At 68.1% G+C, this 19154-nt stretch carries 15 protein-coding genes and 1 pseudogene; 13 read left to right on the top strand and 3 right to left on the bottom strand.

The annotated features are described in order from the left end of the window. Together RJ03_RS07880 and RJ03_RS07885 are read left to right on the top strand one after the other, a co-directional pair. Positions 1-1173 (top strand): annotated as a pseudogene (locus RJ03_RS07880) (hypothetical protein); the annotation flags it as partial. After that, a complete protein-coding gene (locus tag RJ03_RS07885) occupies positions 1170-2954 on the top strand; it encodes a P-loop NTPase family protein (protein WP_245552211.1) in 1785 nt (594 codons plus the stop codon). The pseudogene RJ03_RS07880 and the gene RJ03_RS07885, both read left to right, overlap by 4 nt. A 42-nt stretch (positions 2955-2996) precedes the next feature. Here RJ03_RS07885 and RJ03_RS07890 read toward each other — a convergent pair whose 3' ends face one another. Further along, a complete protein-coding gene (locus tag RJ03_RS07890) occupies positions 2997-5045 on the bottom strand; it encodes a glycoside hydrolase family 15 protein (RefSeq protein ID WP_036499647.1) in 2049 nt (682 codons plus the stop codon). Positions 5046-5156: 111 nt separating this feature from the next. On the opposite strand from RJ03_RS07890, the gene RJ03_RS07895 reads away from it, so the two are divergent. The 8 genes from RJ03_RS07895 to RJ03_RS07925 all read left to right on the top strand — a co-directional run bounded on the left by RJ03_RS07895 (position 5157) and on the right by RJ03_RS07925 (position 11851). After that, a complete protein-coding gene (locus tag RJ03_RS07895; protein ID WP_157163376.1) occupies positions 5157-5471 on the top strand; it encodes a hypothetical protein in 315 nt (104 codons plus the stop codon). A 114-nt stretch (positions 5472-5585) separates the two neighbouring features. Beyond that, positions 5586-5843, top strand: coding sequence for a hypothetical protein (locus RJ03_RS07900; protein WP_051024444.1), 258 nt, complete (start codon positions 5586-5588; stop codon positions 5841-5843). A gap of 236 nt (positions 5844-6079) precedes the next feature. Further along, positions 6080-6172, top strand: a complete 93-nt coding sequence (locus RJ03_RS39015; protein ID WP_310400397.1) for an Ms4533A family Cys-rich leader peptide — start codon at positions 6080-6082, stop codon at positions 6170-6172. 187 nt (positions 6173-6359) lie between these two features. Beyond that, positions 6360-7418, top strand: coding sequence for a sulfate ABC transporter substrate-binding protein (locus RJ03_RS07905; protein WP_051024445.1), 1059 nt, complete (start codon positions 6360-6362; stop codon positions 7416-7418). Between the two features lie 36 nt (positions 7419-7454). Then, positions 7455-8366, top strand: coding sequence for a sulfate ABC transporter permease subunit CysT (cysT, locus tag RJ03_RS07910; RefSeq protein ID WP_373281680.1), 912 nt, complete (start codon positions 7455-7457; stop codon positions 8364-8366). Continuing rightward, positions 8363-9172: a sulfate ABC transporter permease subunit CysW gene (gene cysW / locus RJ03_RS07915; RefSeq protein WP_036499655.1), complete on the top strand. Its 810-nt coding sequence runs from the start codon at positions 8363-8365 to the stop codon at positions 9170-9172. The genes cysT and cysW overlap by 4 nt, the downstream gene beginning before the upstream one ends. Then, positions 9169-10164 carry a sulfate/molybdate ABC transporter ATP-binding protein gene (locus tag RJ03_RS07920; RefSeq protein WP_030512833.1) on the top strand — a complete coding sequence of 332 codons (996 nt, stop codon included), beginning with the start codon at positions 9169-9171 and terminating at the stop codon, positions 10162-10164. Before cysW ends, RJ03_RS07920 begins: the two co-directional genes overlap by 4 nt. Positions 10165-10654: 490 nt before the next feature. Next, the gene (locus RJ03_RS07925) at positions 10655-11851 is read left to right on the top strand and encodes an Hsp70 family protein (RefSeq protein ID WP_176569395.1); all 1197 of its coding nucleotides are present in this window, start codon (positions 10655-10657) and stop codon (positions 11849-11851) included. 100 nt (positions 11852-11951) lie between these two features. Here the strand turns inward: RJ03_RS07925 and RJ03_RS07930 are convergent, their stop codons facing one another. Together RJ03_RS07930 and RJ03_RS07935 are read right to left on the bottom strand one after the other, a co-directional pair. Beyond that, the gene (locus RJ03_RS07930) at positions 11952-13217 is read right to left on the bottom strand and encodes an MFS transporter (protein ID WP_051024446.1); all 1266 of its coding nucleotides are present in this window, start codon (positions 13215-13217) and stop codon (positions 11952-11954) included. Further along, entirely contained in the window at positions 13217-13876 is a 660-nt protein-coding gene (locus tag RJ03_RS07935; RefSeq protein WP_036499659.1) for a GntR family transcriptional regulator, read from the bottom strand. Before RJ03_RS07935 ends, RJ03_RS07930 begins: the two co-directional genes overlap by 1 nt. A 283-nt stretch (positions 13877-14159) precedes the next feature. On the opposite strand from RJ03_RS07935, the gene RJ03_RS07940 reads away from it, so the two are divergent. From RJ03_RS07940 to RJ03_RS34900, 3 genes are all read left to right on the top strand, one after another. Continuing rightward, the gene (locus RJ03_RS07940; RefSeq protein ID WP_036499660.1) at positions 14160-15167 is read left to right on the top strand and encodes an AurF N-oxygenase family protein; all 1008 of its coding nucleotides are present in this window, start codon (positions 14160-14162) and stop codon (positions 15165-15167) included. 14 nt (positions 15168-15181) lie between these two features. Next, complete coding sequence (locus RJ03_RS07945) at positions 15182-16765, top strand: FAD-dependent oxidoreductase (RefSeq protein ID WP_036499661.1); 1584 nt, start codon at positions 15182-15184, stop codon at positions 16763-16765. A gap of 418 nt (positions 16766-17183) precedes the next feature. After that, positions 17184-19154, top strand: a 1971-nt coding sequence (locus tag RJ03_RS34900) for an Hsp70 family protein (protein WP_051024447.1), incomplete at its 3' end; no start/stop codon positions are given.

Raw genomic sequence — 19154 nt, forward strand, 5'->3', positions numbered from 1 at the left:
ACCGGCTCGCCGGCGTTCGCGCCGCAATCCGGACCGATGGCGGCATCGGCCGCTCCCGGCCCGACGTCGTTCTCCACCGCTCAGGCGTCCGCGCCGGTGACGAATGTCGCGGCACCGCAACCTGTTTCGACCGCACCGGTCGTCGCGGCACCGGCTCCGGTCGCGCCCGCTCCGGCGCCGGCGTTCGTCCAACCGGTCTCGGCGACGCCGCTGCAGACCACGATTCAGCCCGAGGCCGCCACCCATCCGATCGCGAATGTGATCACCACGCATGCGGGACCGTCTCCGCTGACCGCCCCCGCGGTGGCCGTTCCGGCGCTCTTCGACGACCGGCCCCGCCATACCGATGCCGGACTGCCGGGCGGCGGTGCGAACGATCCCTCGGACGGCGCCGGGCGGACCACCACCCACACGCCGACCACCACGTCGCACGGCACCGATGCGACGAAGACGCCCGCCGTGCCGAGCACGTCGCATGTACCCGGGACCACGCCCGGCGGTGAGCACACCACCACCCGTCCGGGCACCTCGACCGGCAGGGATTCGGCCGATCACGATTCCATCGACCGGCCCACGCCGACCGTGACGGTGCCCCGCGACACCGATTCCGGTCATCCCACCCGCACCCCCGGTACCACGACGTCCGATACCGGCAGCGATTCCGGGCCGTCGACCTCCGCCGGCGCGGACGCGTCGACGCCGGGACATACCGCGACGCATGCGCCGGGCACCTCCTCGGGCGCCGACACCTCCGCGTCCGGCAACGCCGACGGTTCGACCGCACCGACCCACGGTTCCCAGCTGCCGACCCATGATCCGGATTCGGTTCCGACGCAGCAGGTTCCGACACAGCAGTCGATGCCGCCGAGCCGCGACCAGACCATTCCGACACACGAACCGACCGTGCCGACCGCGCAGCACACCGCACCCGTGGAGCCGCCGACCGTGATCAAACCACCGACCACCATCGATCCCGCGCCGAATGCGCACATTCCGGTGAAACCGGTTGCGGCCGTGACGGATTCGTACGATACGTCGCTGTGGTCCGATCCCGGCCACGGCCTGGCGACCGTGTCCGCCGCCGGATTGTCCGGCGGTTTGCACGAGACCACCTTCGCCGAGACGCATCACCCGGTGGACCATCCCGTCGATTTCCACGTGCTTCCGCTGTGACGGCGGTGGAGTCGCCGGGTGCCAAACATCCCGACGAGATGGCGCCGCTGCTCGCGCAGCTCGACGAACTGCTCGACCTGACCCGTGCCGCGGGCCGGGCCGACCTGACCGCGCGACTGGGGATGTCGCGGGCCCGGGTGGCCGACCCGCGCGTGCGGCTGGTGGTCGTCGGCGAACCCAAGAACGGGATGAGCACGCTGGTCAACGGTCTGGTGGGTAGCGCGGTCAGCGCGACCGGCAGCCAGGTCAGCGTTCCGGTGATCGCCGAATACGGTCCGGAGGCGACCGCCACACTGGTGCGCTCGCTGCCCGGCGGCCGCACCGAACGCCAGCCCGTCGACCCGCTGAATCCCGGCCCGGCCCTGAGTGCGGCCGGCGTGATCCGGGCCGAGTTCACCGATCCGAGCCCGCTGCTGGCCGAGGGGTTCGTGGTGATGGACGCGCCCGGCGCCCCCGCCGACGCGCCGACCACCTGGTCGCTGATCGCCGCGGCCGACGCCGTGCTCTACGTCAGCGACGCGGCCGCGGAATACACGGCCGAGCAGATGGCGCTGCTGCAGCGGATCCGGCAGGTGTGCCCGACCGTGGTGTGCGTGCTCAACAAGATCGATCGCTACGGCCACTGGAGCCAGGTGCAGCAGCGCAACCGCGAGCTGCTCGACGCCGCCGGTCTGGGTTTCGCGGTCGCCCCGATCTCCGCCGACCTGCATCTGCGTGCCGGTAACGATCATCGCCGCGATATCGAATCCGGTGTGCCGCAACTGATCGACCATCTGCGCGGATATGTCCTCGCCCGCGCGGACGCGGTCGCCAGGGAGGCGGCGCTGCGTGATATCCGCACCATCACCGACCATCTGGGGCTGGCGTTGCGCAGTGAGGCCGAAACCCTGCGTGATCCGCGGCGCTACACCGCGATCACCGATCAGTTGCGCACCGCGCGCGCCGAGGCCGCCGATCTGCGTCACCGCAGCGCCAACTGGCAGGTCACCCTCGCCGACGGCTGTTCGGAACTGATGGCCGATATCGAGCACGATCTGCGGCACCGGTTGCGCAGTCTGGTCCGTCACGCCGAATCGGAGATCACCAAGCGCGATCCGGCCCGCAGCTGGGACGAATTCGGCGCCGATCTGGACTCCCGGATCTGTGAGGCGGTCGAGGAGAATTTCGTCGTCGCCCACTATCGCGCGGTGGAACTGGCCGAGCAGGTGACCGCGAAATTCCCCGCCGACTCGCGCGATGTGCCGCTGCCCGATCTGCGGCTCGAGGATCCGGGCGACGTGCTCGAACCCGTGGCCTCGCTGGAGCCGCTCGACACCGCCAAGGTGAGTTTCACCTCGTCACTGCTGAACGTGATGCGTGGTTCCTATGGTGGCCTGCTCATGGTCGGTCTGCTCACCAGCTTGCTGAAAATGCCGCTGGTGAACTGGTATTCGGGTGTGGCCGCCGCCCTGCTGGGTATCAACGCGCTGTGGGAGGACCGCAAGCTGCGCCGGGATCGGCGTCAGTCCGAGGCCAAGGTGGCGGTCGCCCGCCTGATGGACGATGTGATCTTCCAGGTCGGCAAGGAATCGCGGCACCGGCTGCGCGCCATGCAACGCATGTTGCGCGACCACTTCACCGACCTGGCGGACCAGACGCTGCGGTCGGTGGACGAATCGCTGCGCGCGGCCGAGGAGGCGGCGGCGATCAATTCGCCGGAGAGCCGCGAACGGCGCCTCACCGAAATCGAGCGGTCGATGGTGCGGTTGCGGGAGATCCGCGAAAACGCCGACGTGCCCTGATGTTTCCGGGTGGTCCGGAGCCGTCCGGACCACCCGAACTCGTCAGCCCGCCGGATGGGCCGGGCGGAATTTTCCCGCACCGGTGGCCTGCTCCGCGCGGATCACGTGCATGACCGCGTTGATCAATGCCAGGTGGGTGAACGCCTGCGGGAAATTGCCCAGATGCCGTCCGGTATAGGGGTCGATCTCCTCGGCGTAGAGCTTGAGCGGGCTGGCGTAGCCGAGCAGCCGTTCCAGCAGATGCCGCGCCCGGCGCACCTCGCCGATCTCCACCAGCGCCGACACCAGCCAGAACGAGCAGATGGTGAAGGTGCCCTCCGCGCCGGACAATCCGTCGTCGGTGGTGTCGGTGCGGTAGCGCAACACCAGACCGTGCTGGGTCAGATCGGAGGCGATCGCCAGGACCGTGGCGCGCACCCGCGGATCGGTGGGCGGCAGGAAGCGCAGGAGGACGACCAGCAACAGCGAGGCGTCGAGGGTGTCGCCGCCGTAGGTTTGGGTGAAGATGCCTTTGTCGTTCACACCATGGGTGAGGACATCGGCCTTGATCTCTTCGGCGAGTGCGGCCCACTTTTCGGCGTAGTCGTCCTCGCCGTGCAATTCGGCGAGTTTCGCGCCGCGATCCAGCGCGACCCAGCACATCACCTTCGAGGACGTGAAGTGCTGCGGTTCGCCGCGCACCTCCCAGATGCCGCGGTCGGGTTTGCGCCAGTTCTCGATGGCCGCCTCGACCTGACGCTTCAGCATCGGCCACAACGTCTCGGGCACCTGCTGCCGCGATTTCACGTGCAGGTACACCGAATCCAGGATGGTTCCCCAGATGTCGTGCTGCTGTTGCTGAAACGCGCCGTTGCCGATGCGAACCGGTTTGGCGCCGTCGTAACCGTGCAGATGCGGGATTTCGGACTCGTCGAGATCGCGTTCCCCGCCGATGCCGTACATCACCTGAAGCGGTTGCGCCGCACCGTCTTTCGCGGTCGCGACATCGTGCAGGAAGGCGAAGAAGTCGTCGGCCTCCCGGTTGAGCCCCAGCGTATAGAGGCCCCACAGCGCGAAGGTGGAGTCGCGTACCCAGCTGTAGCGGTAGTCCCAGTTGCGTTCGCCGCCCGGCGTTTCCGGCAGGGAGGTGGTGGCGGCGGCCATCAGGGCGCCGGTCGGAGAGTAGATCAGGCCCTTGAGTGTGAGCGCACTGCGCTGCAGATAGCCGCGCCACGGATGATCCGGGAACTTGCCGAGAGTGATCCACTGCCGCCAGCATTCGGTGGTCTGCCACATCTTCTGCGCGGCCTCGGCGAAGGTGCTGGGGGCCGGCAGCGCCGACCAGGACAGCGCCACGAACAACTGATCGCCCTCGCGCATGCGGGTGCGGGCGCGCGCCTCGCGCCCCTCCAGGCCCAGCCGCATATCCGTGGTGAGAACCAGTTCCCCGCAAGGCAATTCGTCGTGGGCGCAGGTGGCGGTGGCGGTGGCGCGCTCGTAGACCTCACCGGTGTATTCCCAGTTCGCGGGCGCCCGGTGATAGTCGAAGGCCGGTTCGCAGCTCATCTGCAGTTCGACCACGCCGCTGACACATTTCACGGTGCGCAGCAGGATGTGCTCGGCGTCCCAGTCCTCCGGGGTGCGGCGGTAGCTGCGGCTGCGCTTGTCGTTGTTGTGCCAAGGCCCCAGGACCAGCGCGTCGCGCACGATGATCCAGCCGGTGTCGGTCTGCCAGGTCGTCTCCACGATCATGCCGCCGGGCAGGTAGCGCCGCGCCGTCGGCACGTTCACGCCGTAGGGACCCAGCCGGAAATGCCCGGCGCTGCGATCGAGCATGGCGCCGAACACGCTGGGCGAATCCGGGCGCGGCAGGCACATCCACTCGACCGCGCCGTTGCGTGCGATGAGGCAGCAGGTTTCGCAATCGGAGAGGAAGGCGTAGTCGTCGATCGGCGGATACGACGACTTGTGCACGACGCCCGCCGAGATGGGCAGGTAGTTCGCCCCTATCTCCGCATCGGAGATATCGCCCAGGGCGTCGCGCGGCGGAGACATGTCGTCGAGCGTCTCGATGAGGGGTTGTTCGGTGATCGGTTCGTCGTAGGACGCCATACAGCCATCATGGTGGATTCCGGCCGCGTTCGCCGGGACTGTCGGCGCTCGATATCGGCCGGTCGGCATGCCCCGCGGCCGGCGCACCCGTGACCTACTAGGCTGGTGGACGTGCATCATGTCGCGGGCTGGTGGGACGGCTTCGAGTTGTGGGTGGCCGGATTGCCGTTCCTCCCGCAGTTCGTCGTGGTTCTGGTCGGGGCGGTGCCGGTCAGTTTCCTGATCGCCTACCTGCTCGATCGTGGACTGCGGATCGTGCTGCGACTGCTCGGCCGGGACCGGTCGGCCGCCGCCGAGACAGACCTCGCGACCGTCGGCGCCGCATCCGAGATCGAGTCCGATGCGGCGACCCTCGCGCCGCCCGAGCCGGTGCTGGCCGGCGCCTCGATGCACACTCCCGGTCCGATGCCGAAGGAAGCGATCTGATGCCACGCTCACGGGTCCAGCTGGCGCTGATCGCGCTGCTCGTGCTGATCGTCGTCGCCTGGTTGCTGACGCGATAATCCCCAGCTGTCGGAGGTTGCAGGTACTGTGCAGCCCATGCCAACCGATGAGGAATTCGTCGACCTCGAGCAGCTCCTGGAGATCGAGGACGGCCCCCGACTGATCGCGACCCACTACACCACCGCCGACGAGGCGATCGAGATGGTGCGCGCCGCGCAACTGCTCGGTCTGGGCGTGCGGCTGCAGAACCGGCTCCGCGCCGACGAGCCCGACGAGGACGGTGAGGAGATCGCCGTCGAGGAGTGGGTGCTCGACCTCTACGAGAGCCCGCCTGAGTCCGCCGACGAGGAATAGGCCGGCCCGATCGGCTCGTGCCGGACGTGCCCACACCGGGGTTCGCGTGACTGTGGTCTTCACCACCGTCAGCGCGGGCCCCGGGTCTCGTTTCCGGGGCCGTCGGGTGGCCGCCGGGAATCCGAAACATGAATACTTCCCGCCGGTCATCGGCGGGTTTCGCGGACTCGCCGGGCCGGGCCGATTTCCTCTTCGACCGATTCGCGCGGTTCCGGGCGCTCTGTTAGAGTCTGCCCGTGTCATCGAGCGTTGTTCCGCAGGTCCGCCATGAATTGGCGTTGATCGCGGTCGGCTGTCTCGTCGTCGCGGACATTCACTGTCGTCGATAGCTGATCGGACACGCTGCGCCTTCTCCATCGGACCGGCGCACATATCTTCCGCAGCGTCTCCATCCCCCGCGGCTCTGCCGCACGCGCCACTGTCCGGTATCCACCGGGGCAGGTCTACCGCTCAATCACAGTTACATCCGCCCCGGCAGTAGTGTGCCGGTGGCGGGCGGCAGGAAAGGTCGCTTCCATGTCTCGCAGATCGTCCAGCAGATCCTGGTTCTCGGTGCGCCGAGGGCGCATCGCCGTAGCGCTCACCGCGCTGGCGGCCGTGGGACTGACCGCCGCCTGCAGTGGTGGTTCGAGCGACACCGCGGGTGGCAACGCCAGCAGCGGTGGCGGGCAGCTGACGCTGTTCGCCTACTCGGTCGCCAAGCCGGGCTACGACAAGGTGATCGGGGAATTCAACAAGACCGAGGCAGGCAAGGGCGCGCAGATCCAGCAGTCCTACGGCGCCTCCGGTGACCAGTCCCGCAAGGTGAAGGACGGGGCGCAGGCCGACGTCGTCAGCTTCTCGGTCGAGCCCGACATCACCCGGCTGGTGGACGCCGGACTGGTCGACTCGAACTGGAATGCCGACGCCAACAAGGGCGTGCCGTTCGGTTCGGTCGTCGTGATCGCCGTCCGCAAGGGCAATCCCAAGGGCATCCACGACTGGAACGACCTGCTCAAGCCCGGCGTCGAGGTGGTGACCCCGAACCCGTTCAGCTCCGGCTCGGCCAAGTGGAACCTGCTGGCGCCCTATGCCGCGGAGAGCGACGGCGGTAAGAATCCGCAGGCGGGCCTGGACTACCTGGGCAAGCTGATCTCCAAGGACCACATCAAGGTGCAGCCGAAGTCCGGCCGGGAGGCGACCGAGACCTTCCTGCAGGGCACCGGTGACGTGCTGCTCAGCTACGAGAACGAGGCGATCTTCTCCGAGCGCAGCGGAGATCCGATCGAACACGTCATCCCGCCGACCACCTTCAAGATCGAGAATCCGGTGGCCGTGACGAAGAACGCCAAGAACCCGACCACGGCCGTGGCGTTCAAGGACTTCCTGTACTCGCAGGCCGGTCAGAAGGCATGGGCGGAGGCCGGTTTCCGTCCCGTCGATCCCAAGGTCGCCGCGCAGTACAGCAAGGATTTCCCGGCGCCGCAGAAGCTGTGGACGGTCGCCGATCTGGGCGGGTGGAAGCAGGTCGACAAGGATCTGTTCACCCCCAACACCGGCAGCGTCGCGGTGCTCTACGACAAAGCCACCAAGTAAACCGGTGGCCCGGAGCGCACGGAATACTGGATAACTGTGACTGACAGCAGTACGAAGGTTGAGATCGGCAGTAGTACCGACGCCGGGACCCCTGGTCCCGGCGTTTCCGGGCAGCAGCAGAAGCGGTCCGCCGGTCCGGCCTGGCGGTCGCGGCTCACCGGATCGGCCGGCTCGCTCGGCCTCGCGATCACGGTGCTGTGGCTGAGCCTCATCGTCTTGTTGCCGCTGGCCGCCCTGACGGTCCATTCCTTCGACGACGGGTGGTCCGGATTCTGGGACGCGGTCACCGCGCCCGCGGCACTGGACGCGCTGCGGGTGACCGTCCTCGTGTCGGTGGTCGTCGCCGTGATCAACGTCGTCATGGGCACGGTGGTGGCGTGGGTGCTGGTGCGCGACGATTTCCCGGGTAAGAGCTTCGTCAACGCCCTGATCGATCTGCCGTTCGCGCTGCCGACGATCGTGGCGAGCATCGTGCTGCTGTCGCTGTACGGGCCGCAGAGCCCGGTCGGTATCCACCTGAACGCCACCCAGCCGGGATTGGTGGTGGCGCTGGCGTTCGTGACCTTGCCGTTCGTCGTGCGCTCGGTGCAGCCGGTGCTGATCGAAGCGGACAAGGAAGTGGAGCAGGCCGCGGCCTCGCTGGGCGCGAACAACCTGACCATCTTCCGGCGAGTGGTGTTGCCGTCGCTCGCGCCGGCCATCATCTCCGGCGGTGGCCTCGCCTTCGCGCGCGCCATCGGCGAATACGGGTCGGTGGTGCTGATCGGCGGCAATATTCCGCGCCGTACTCAGGTGGCGTCGCAGTACATCCAGCAGCAGATCGAGGTGGACCGTCCGGTGAACGCGGCGGCCGTTTCGGTAGCGCTGCTGGCGATTTCCTTCGCCACCCTGCTGATCCTGCGCGTCTTCTCCGAACGCACCGCCCGCAAGGAACAGGCCAGCCGATGAAACTGTCCGCCCCGTCCCGGATTTCGCTGCGCGTGATCGCGCTCGCGTATCTGATCGTGTTGCTGGTGGCTCCGCTGGTGATCATTCTCTGGCGCAGCTTCGAGCACGGCATCGGCGCCTTCCTCGATTCCATCACCACACCCGCCGCGATCTCGGCGTTCAATCTCTCGCTGTTGATCGTCGCGATCGTGGTGCCGCTCAATGTGGTCTTCGGAGTCATCACCGCCATCGCGCTGGTGCGCGGAAACTTCCGGGGGCGCACGCTGATTCAGGGTGTGGTCGATCTGCCGTTCGCGGTGTCGCCGGTGGTGGTCGGCGTATCGCTGATCATGCTGTGGGGTGTCGGCGGCTGGTTCGGCGGTCTCGACAGCTTCGGGTTCCGGGTGATCTTCGGCCTGCCGGGCATGGTGATCGCCACCCTCTTCGTCACGCTGCCCTTCGTGGTCAGCGAGGTCGTCCCGGTCCTGCACGAGATCGGCGACGACCAGGAACAGGCGGCGGCGACCCTGGGCGCCAACCGCTGGCAGACCTTCTGGCGCATCACCCTGCCGGCCATCCGGTGGGGCCTGACCTACGGCATCGTGCTCACCGTCGCTCGCGCCCTCGGCGAATTCGGCGCGGTGATCATGGTGTCGTCCGGACTGCCCGGCATTTCCCAGACCCTGACGCTGCTGGTGCACGGTCGCTACATCAACGACCACAACACCTTCGGCGCCTACTGCGCGGCGACCCTGCTCATGGCCATGGCGCTCGTCACGCTCATCCTGATGACTCTTCTCGAACGCAAGCGGGGCACTGCCAAATGATTACCGTCACCGACGCGAACAAGCGTTACGGTTCGTTCGCCGCCCTCGACAACGTCAGCCTGGACATCCCCTCCGGTGAACTGACCGCACTGCTGGGGCCCTCCGGTTCCGGGAAGTCGACGCTGCTGCGCTCGATCGCCGGCCTGGAATCGCTGGATTCGGGCATCGTGACCATCGCCGACCGCGACGTCACCCGGGTCTCTCCGCAGAAGCGCGATATCGGCTTCGTGTTCCAGCACTACGCGGCGTTCAAACATATGACCGTGCGCGACAACGTGGCGTTCGGGCTGAAGATCCGCAAGCGGCCGAAGAACGAAATCCGCAAGCGCGTCGACGAACTGCTCGGCATCGTGGGCTTGGACGGCTTCCAGCATCGCTATCCGGCGCAGCTGTCGGGTGGTCAGCGGCAGCGGATGGCGCTGGCTCGGGCACTGGCCGTGGACCCGCAGGTGCTGCTGCTCGACGAACCGTTCGGTGCCCTCGACGCCAAGGTGCGCCACGATCTGCGCACGTGGTTGCGCCGCCTGCACGAGGAAGTGCACGTGACCACGGTGCTGGTCACCCACGATCAGGAGGAGGCGCTCGACGTCGCCGACCGGATCGCGGTGATGAACGCCGGTCGCATCGAACAGGTCGGAACGCCCGAGGATGTATACGACCGTCCCGCCAACGAATTCGTCATGTCCTTCCTCGGCGCGGTGGCCAAGCTGAACGGACATCTCGTGCGCCCGCACGATATTCGCATCGGCCGCGATCCCGGTATGGCGTTGGCCGAACACGAGGGCACCGCGGAATCGGCGGGGGTCACCCGCGCGACGGTCGAGCGGGTCGTCCGCCTGGGTTTCGAGGTTCGCCTCGAACTGCGCAACGCTGCCACCGGCGATCTGTTCACCGCGCAGGTCACGCGCGGTGATGCGGAGGCGTTGCGGCTGGCCGAGGGAGAGACCGTCTTCGCCCGCGCCACCCGCATCCCGGAACTGCCGGCGGCCTGATCTCGCCCGCCGGCGCTGCCGGCTCGCTGTCGAGCGGACCCGTCTTCGGGTCGGCTGAAGCGCCTTCGTATTCGTGGGGCACTGGGGAGCGGGTGTTTCGTCGAACGGCCACTCGCCGTCGAGCGGAGCCGCCCCCCGGTTCGCCGATGCGCATCCGCGTCCGTGCGGCGCTGCGGGAGTGAGCGTTTCGCCGGATGCGCCCACGGTTGCCGGACCGCCGGTATACGGTGTCCGAGGGTATTCGGACGTTTGCTGGCAAATCCGTACCGGTCGGTCGGTGTCGCGAAATGTCCACTGCGCGTATGGATTGCCTGATTTGTTACCGCAGGTGAACAGGTATATCTGCGGGATCGAGGGGTTCACCGCGAAGTGCGGCGGTTGAGCGGACAACTGATTGTCCGGTGCTTGGCAAGTTCTCAGCACAGTGATTGCCTGATGCCTGCTCGGGACATGTCAGCGAACGTACGCTCGTCGATCGAGGGGAATTGTGATGACGGTTGGGCTCGGAGTGAGTATCGGCACGGTCAACACGGTGTGCGCCATCGATACTGCTGAGAGCGGCAAGAACGCACGCGGCCGCAAGCGCGGCGCGTCCGGCGGATCCGGTGGGCGCATACGAGCCTCCGGCCCGAGATCCGCGCTGCCGCGGCAGCGCACGGCGCCGGGAACCTGGCGCACGACACTCACTTTCGACAGCAGCGGCGCCGCACGAGTCGGCCGGATCCCGCGCCACGGCCGTGCCGTGACCGATTTCGCCGATCTGACCGAGCGTGGACGCACCGCGCGCGTGCGACATCGTTCGCTGTCCGCCGCCGATCTGGTGGCGACCGTGGCGCGCACCGTGGTCGCGGACGTATCCGCCCACGTGGTGGCCACCGCCGACGCTCGCAGTCCGGAAACCGCTGTCGCGGTGACACATCCGGTGAGTTACGACGAGGACCGGGTGCTGGAACTGCGTGAGGCCCTCGACGCGATCGGGTTGTCCCATGCCGCCCTGGTCGCCGAACCGGTGGCGGCCGCGGCCTGGCTGTCGGTGGCGCACGGGCCCCTGATGCCGGGCTTGGCGCTGGTCTACGACCTCGGCGGATCCGGGCTGACCGTGACCCTGGTGCGCATCGGCGCCGGCACTCCGGCCCGGCCGGTGATCGGGGAACCGTTGCGCTCCACCGCCTTCGGTGGCCGCGCCTTCGGCGCGAAGATGGCAACCCAGGACGACTGGCGCGTCGGCGAATCGTCGGCGGCCGACTCCGCGATCACGGCACTGCGTACCGCGCACGTCCGCGAGTCGCTCGATGTGGTGTACGAATGCCTCGGACGAGCCCGCGTCACGATGGCCGATGTCGACTGTGTACTGGTCGTCGGCGGCGCCGCCCGTCCGCCCGAAGTCGCCGCGGTCCTGGCCGCGGCGCTGGCGCGGCCGGTGATCGTCGCCCCGGATCCGGAGCGCACGATCGCCGAGGGCGCGGCCATTTTCGCGCGCCGCGCCGCCGAATCGGTCCGGGAGAGCGAGGACGCCGAGGCACCCGAACGGCCCGAGCCGCCGCGCATGCTGCGCCGCCGCCTGACCCGGGTCGCGGTCACCGTCGCGGTCGCGGCCGGTGGCGCGCTGTTCGCGGCGACGGCTGTGGTGGGAGACGAAGCGGGAGCGCAATCCATGGGCGCCGGAATCGTGCACGTGCAGCGCTGACGGCGTGCCGCGCGGGCGGAACCCGACTCCGCGACTGCACCCGCCCGCAGCGGGCGCAGACCGGGTTTCGCCGGGGCGACAACGCCCTGGGCGACCCGGCCTATCGGCCGATCCGTTGCTCGACAGCGCCCGCGCGGTCCGGGTCGCGATAGTTGTTGAGCACCACCGCGAGACATCCGAGGGCGATGACCGCGCCGGCCGCGAACATCGCCGGATAGCCGATGTGCAGCGCGTTGTGCAGCAGCGACAGCAGCGCCGGCGAACCGAATCCGAGGTAGCTCACCGAGTAGAACACCGCGGTCAGCCCGGCGAGATCGTCCGGCCGGGCGATCCGCTCGATCTCCTGCAGTCCGGCGACCATGCCGATACCGAACCCGAATCCGAGCACGGCCGCGGTCGCGATGACCGCCCACAACTGCAGAGTCGCCGCCGCGTACACCGACGCGGCCATGCCGGCCGTGGTCAGCGCCAGCGACAGCGCCGCGATCCGCGCGGTACCGGGCAGGTCGATCCGCCGCGCCACCGACTGGATCGCGAAACCGCATCCGAGCGTGATCACCGTGATCAGCGCGGAGAACGCGATCGGCGTTCCGGCGATGCGGTCGGACGCCAGCGTCGGCAGGATCGCGTACGCGGCCGCGGCGGAGGTGAACAGCCACAGCGCCAGCGGTAGTGCGATGCAGCGGAACCGCCGATGGCCCGCCGCCGGAATCCGCAGATCGTCGCGAAGCGGCTTGCGAACCGGTTGCGGCGCCACGGTTTCCGGTGCGCGCAGCACTCGGACGGCAGCGATCAGGCACAGCGCCACATTGATCAGATAGGCCAGGGTCGCGGGCCACGGCGCCCACTGTGCCAGCACGCCCGCCACTCCGGCTCCGATGGCGAAACCGCCGGTGAGACTCATCGCCGAGCGCCGAGCCCCGGTGCCGGGGGCCGAGGCGGGCCCGAACGGCGGTTGCGAGAGTTCCTTCAACCAGCTGCTGCCCACGGCCATCGCCAGCCCGAGACCGACTCCGCACAGGACGCGCCCGATCGACAGCATCGGCACGACGCCGGAACCGAAGGCCAGCAGTGTCGATCCCATCGCGGTGATCAGCGGTGCGGGCCGCATCAGCCGCCGCCTGCCGTAGCGATCCGACAGCGGTCCACCGATCAGCAGCGCCGGCACGATGCCCAGGACGTACTCGAACAGCAACAGATTCACAGTGGTGACAGGCAGGCCGTCGTTCTTGTACATCACCAGCAGCGGGGTGAATTCGTTTCCGCCCCAGGCGATCGCGAAGATCGCCGCGGCCACGCCCCACCAGGCGCGAGGGGCGGTGGCGACGCGGGCCGGACGGAGGTCGACGGCGGCCGGTGCGGTCATCACAGTCCTCTCAGTTCGAGCTGGTGCACACCCGACAGATGGTCGGCGAGTGCGGTATCGAAGGCGGCGGTATCTCCGGCGGCGATCAGATCCGTCAGCCGCGCGTGCTGTTCCACGATGCGGGCGGTATTCATCGGCGCGCGGTGCAGGGCGGCGCTGTTCATCCGCCGCTGGCGTTCGCGGAGCGAGTCGTAGAACCCGGTGAGCAGCGGGTTGCCCGCGGCCACCACATAGCCGCGATGAAAGTCGGTGTCCTCGGTGGCGAAGTGCGACAGCGCCTGCCCGTCGGAGGCATCGAGGTTCGCGACGAGTTCGCGCTGGCGGGTGAGCGATTCGCGCAGTGTGTCGAGCAGCGGCGGGCGGTCGTCGGCGGTGAGGGCGCGTACCGCCGCGGTCTCCACGACATAGCGGGCATGTGCGACGTGTTCGGCCTCGTGTGAGGGGATCGGGACCACCAGCGCGCCGCGCTTGGGATACAGCCGCATCCAGCCCTCGGTCTCCAACCGCAGGAACGCCTCCCGGACCGGAGTGCGGGAGGTACCCAGATCGTTCGCGATCTCACCCTCGCTGATCAGCTCTCCGCCGGGCAGCGCGCCGGTCAGAATGCGCTCCTTGATCTCGCGATAGGCGCGCTCAGCGGCTGAATACGTCTTAGACACAAGTTGTAGCTTAGTTGGGACATGGGATGATTTGCCATGTGGGTGCGGACACGTCCGACCTGCCCTCGTGGTGCGTGGTGGCGGCATCGCAGCCGATGTGACGCCTCGCACAGTATTGCCCGGTAATGCTGTTTGGGTTGCTGCTGAGCTGGGAATACGGCCGACTATCGGCGGGGTTGCGCGATCGTTTCCGGCAGGGCCGGTCGTCGGTGTTGACCTCCGCCGCTGTAGGTGTAACTATGGGAAACAGTTACCCATGCGAGATGGAGAGGCTGTGACGACGATGTCCGTTGCCGCGACGCCGGAAGTAGACCCTGTGGTCGCCGAGGCCATGGAATACGCCCAGAAGCTGCTCCTGCTGTCCGAGGGGTCGGTCAACAAGCACTTCGATCCGTTCACCGACATCGACTGGGACAACCCCGACTTCGCCGCGACCGCCGGCGAGAAGCGGTGGATCCTTCCGGAATCCGCCGACCCGCTGGGGCGTCACCCCTGGTACAAGGCGCTGTCGGACGAGCAGAAGATCGCCCTCGGCAAGTACCGCCAGGCCAATGTCGCCAAGGTCGGCCTGCAGTTCGAGTCGATCCTGATCAGCGGCATGGTCACGCACAACTTCAGCCTGCCCAACGGTTCGCCCGAGTTCCGGTACTGCTCCCACGAGATGATCGAGGAGCACAACCACACCCTGATGTTCCAGGAGATGGTCAACCGGATCGGCATCGACGTGCCGGGGATGGGCCCGCTGGTCCGCAAGCTCCGCTACTTCGCCGCACCGGTCGCCGCCCGGTTCCCGAACCTGTTCTTCATGGCGGTCCTCGCCGGTGAGGAGCCGATCGACCACATCCAGAAGCAGATCCTGCGCTCCGGCGAGGAAGTGCATCCGATCATGCGCGGAGTCATGGCGATCCACGTCGCCGAGGAGGCGCGCCACATCTCCTTCGCGCACGAATTCCTGAAGAAGCATGTGCCGGAGTCGAATCCGGCCGCGAAGTTCGTGCTGTCGTTGGCCATGCCGATCGTGATGTGGATCCTCGGCCGGTCCATCGCCACTCCGCCGAAGTCCTTCTTCAAGGAGTTCGACATCCCGGAGGACGTCCGCAAGGAACTGTTCTACGGCTCCGCGGAGGCGCAGCAGACCTTCGCCGACTACTTCATCGACGTGCGGGCGCTGGCCAAGGATCTGGGCCTGATGAACCCGATCTCGAAGAACGTCTGGAAGCTGCTGAAGATCGACGGTCCGGCCAGCCGGTACCGCTCCGAGCCGCAGCGCGCCAAGACCAAAGCCGCCTGAAGGGTAGCCATACAGTGCCGTATGTAGTCACCCAGTCGTGCTGCAGCGACGCCTCCTGCGTCTACGCATGCCCGGTCAACTGCATTCATCCCACGCCCGACGAACCGGACTTTCTGACGGCGGAGATGTTGTACGTCGACCCCGCGGCATGCGTGGATTGCGGGGCGTGTGCCACGGCCTGCCCGGTGGACGCCATCACCTCCTCGAAGAAGCTCACCGCGGAGCAGAAGCCGTTCATCGAGATCAACGCCGATTTCTATCGTCAGGCGCGTCCGCGCCCCCTGCTGGCCAAGCCGGTGCCCGCCGCCGAGGTCGACACCGATCGGGGCGCGATGCGCGTCGCGATCGTGGGTTCGGGCCCCTCGGCGATGTATGCCGCCGACGAGCTGCTCACCCAGCCGGAGGTGACGGTGACGGTGTTCGACCGGCTGCCGGTGCCCTACGGCCTGGCCCGCCACGGTGTCGCACCCGACCACACCCGGACCCGGCAGGTGAGCCGGTTGTTCGATGTGATCTCCGCGCAGCCCGGATTCGGGTCGTACCTGAATGTGGCGGTGGGCGACGATATCTCGCACGCCGAACTGCTCGACCACTTCGACGCGGTGATCTACGCGGTGGGCGCCTCCTCCGACCGCAAGCTCGGTATCCCCGGCGAGGGCCTGCCCGGCAGCCTGTCCGCGACCGAGTTCGTGGCTTGGTACAACGGCCATCCCGACTACGCGCAGCGCAGTTTCGATCTGACGCAGCGGCGCGCGGTGATCGTCGGCAACGGCAATGTCGCGCTCGACGTGGCCCGGATTCTCACCATGGATCCCGAACTGCTCGATGCCACCGAGGTGTCGCCGGCGGCGCTGGACGCACTGCGGCACAGCAAGATCGAGGAAGTGGTGATCGTGGGTCGCCGCGGCCCGGCCGAATCCGCCTTCACCGTCCCCGAATTCGTGGGGCTGCTCGGCTCCGATCTCGACATCGTCGTGGAAGGTGATGTGCCGGAACCGACTCCGGACATGCCGCAGAAGGTCGAGCAGAAGCTGAAGTTGCTGCGCAGTGTGGCCGACCGCCCGGTGGGCGCGCGCAAGCGCATCGTCTTCCGCTATCTGTCTTCGCCGGTGGCGCTGGTCGGTACCGACCGGGTGACCGGAATCGAGCTGGTGCGCAACGAACTCGTCACCGACGAGGCCGGTGTCACCCGGGCCGTCGCGACGGAGGAGACCGAGACCCTGGATACCGCATTGGTTCTCGCCTCGGTGGGTTACCGCGGTGTGGCCGTGCCCGGGGTGCCGTTCGACGAGCGCGCCGGTGTCATCCCGAACGCCGACGGCCGGGTGCTCGAATCCGCCGACGGCGCGGTGGTTCCGGGAACCTACGTGACCGGCTGGATCAAGCGCGGCCCGACGGGCTTCATCGGCACCAACAAGTCCTGCGCACAGCAGACGGTGCGGCAGCTGGTCGACGACTTCAACGCCGGCCGCCTGCGCCGGCCCACCGCAGACGCCACCGATTTCGATCGGCTGATCCAGCGCCGCCGCCCCGACGCGGTGCGCGGCGGTGCCACGGCCCAGCCGTGGTGGAAGCGCAAGCTGCTCGCTCGCTCCTGAGCCGGATACCTCGACCGACCGCCCCGATCCGTCCGGATCGGGGCGGTTGTCGTTTCGGCAACCATCCAGCCATTCGGCATGACGCCTCGAATTCGGTCTCGTGAATGTCATTGTCGCAATTCCATAGAAAACCGGTCGGTATTCCATGGGATCAACTGTGAAATGGCCAGTTTTGCCAGCTATTCTCCTGCGGTAGGTGAATTCAGCCTTCCGATCTTGTTCTCCACTGTGCTCTAGCAGGTCTTTTGTGTGTTCGGCCGGTGAGTGTGAAAGCTTTTCCGCCCATTCGGTTTCCGTGATCGAGACCGACCAGCTAACCTGTGTTCGCTATTTGGTAAACGACCGCGACCGCATGGTTGAACCACTGGGGCCGTGGTCTCGGTGCGTTGACGGGATGGCAATGACGGTTGGCTTCGGCATGAGCATCGGCACAGTGAATTCCGTGTGGGCGGCAACTGCCGGTGATCGCGACCGTCCGGCGGTCCGCGTGCGCCGCACGGCGGTTACCGTCGACCGATCCGGCGCGGTGCGGGTCGGGGGAGTGCCTCGATTCGCGCCGGTGGTCACGGATTTCGCCGATCTCACCCAGCCGCGCGAGCCCGTGTCGCTGGGCGGCCTGATCCGATCCTCGGCCGATCTGGTCGCGGCGGTGGCGACCTGCCTGATCGATCCCAGCGCTCCGGAGGCCGGACCGGTCCTCACCCATCCCGCCTGCTACACCGACCGGCAGATCGCGTCGCTGCAGTACGCGCTGCATCGCCGCGGCGCCTTCGATGTGATTCTGATGCCCGAACCGGTGGCTGCGGTGGAATGGCTCGACGACGAATACGGCGTCACCGCAAGCAGTTCCACGCTCGTCTACGATCTCGGCGCCAACAGTCTGGACGTCGCGGTGGTCCGGACCGAGGCCGAATGGAATCAGCGCGGAGTGCTCGGCTCGGCGCTGCGATCCGATGCCTACGGCGGCCGGCCGCTGGGCGCCGTCCTGGCACGCTACGCACGGACCCTGGCTCCGGACGTGCCGGTCCCGGTGTCGAAGGTGGTGCCGGCCGAGGACACCCGTCGCCTGCGGACGTGGCATGTGCGCAATTCCCTTCGGGTGGTGCGCGATTGCCTGCAGAGTGCGCGGGTGAGCATCGACGACATCGACCGCGTGTTGCTGGTCGGGGGCGCCGCGCGGCCGGTCGAGGTCGCGGAGGTGCTGGCCGAATTGGGCCCCCCGGTAATCGTTCCGCCGGATCCGGCGCATACGGTCGCGACCGGTGCCGCCATCGCCTCGGCCCGATTCGCCGCGAGCAACAGCAGTGTCGGGCGGTATGCCCGGGGCGCCGCGGTCGTGTCCTCCGCCGCGGTCGTCTCCGCTCTCGCGATGTCGGCGGCGACCATGATCGGCGGTGGCCCGGTCGGTACCGACGGGCCGATCATGGAATTCGCCCCCGCGCTGGCCGGTCCGGCGGACGCGTTGCGGGAGCAGGTCGGTGAGCTGCCGCAGCCGCCGGGATTCGGCGCCGGATTCGCGGCGCTGGCGGCCCGCGCCGACACCCTGATGGGCACCTCGCTGTCCGGTTTGCGCGGCTACGCCGGTGCGGCGCACGACTTTTCGCGCAGCATGACCGATCGGGTGGAGAACGCGCTGCGCGACTACGGTGCCGTGACACCCTGCGTGCCGCCCCGCGCGAGGACCTACTCCGACCCGGCGCGTTTCACCAATCCCATGCCGTTCGTGAACTCGGGTGCGGCGGCGCTCCTGGCCGCCGGCGCCGCGGCCCGTAACCTGCCCGGCACGGGACACCCCGGTCAGCCGGGATCCGGTGACCAGGGCACTCCACCCGGCGTCGGCTCGACACCCGGCAACTCGTCGAAGCCCGGGAACCCGGCGCCGAAACCCGCCGGCACAGCGGACGGTTCGATCACGCCCGCGCCGGGTACGAACCCCGCGCCCAACGGCGATACGACCGCGACCACCGGTGCGACGTCAGGAGATTCGCATTCCGGCGACACCGCGTCCACTCCGGGGTCCGGACACTCGGGCGGCACCGCCGACAGCGGTGCGGGCTCGGGCGCGACGTCGGAGGCCGACGCGAATTCGGCCGGGGGTTCGAGTACGTCATCGAACGGCTCGGGTTCGACCAGCGCCGAATCGCATGGGCCGCGTGGCGACTCCGCGAACTCCGGGGGAACGCAGAATTCGGGCGCAGAGAACTCGGGTGCCGAGAACTCGGGTACGGACCACTCCGATACACGGAGCTCGGAAGCCGCGAACTCGGGCGCGGCACACTCCGATGACGCCACGAACTCCGGCACCGGAACGAACCCCGGTAGTGCGGGAACGACCGGCGACGCCACGAATCCGAACGGTACGGCGAACGCGGGGGACCACGCGAAGCCC

Origin of the sequence: Nocardia aobensis NBRC 100429, assembly GCF_000308375.1 — a bacterium.
Lineage (GTDB): Bacteria > Actinomycetota > Actinomycetes > Mycobacteriales > Mycobacteriaceae > Nocardia > Nocardia aobensis.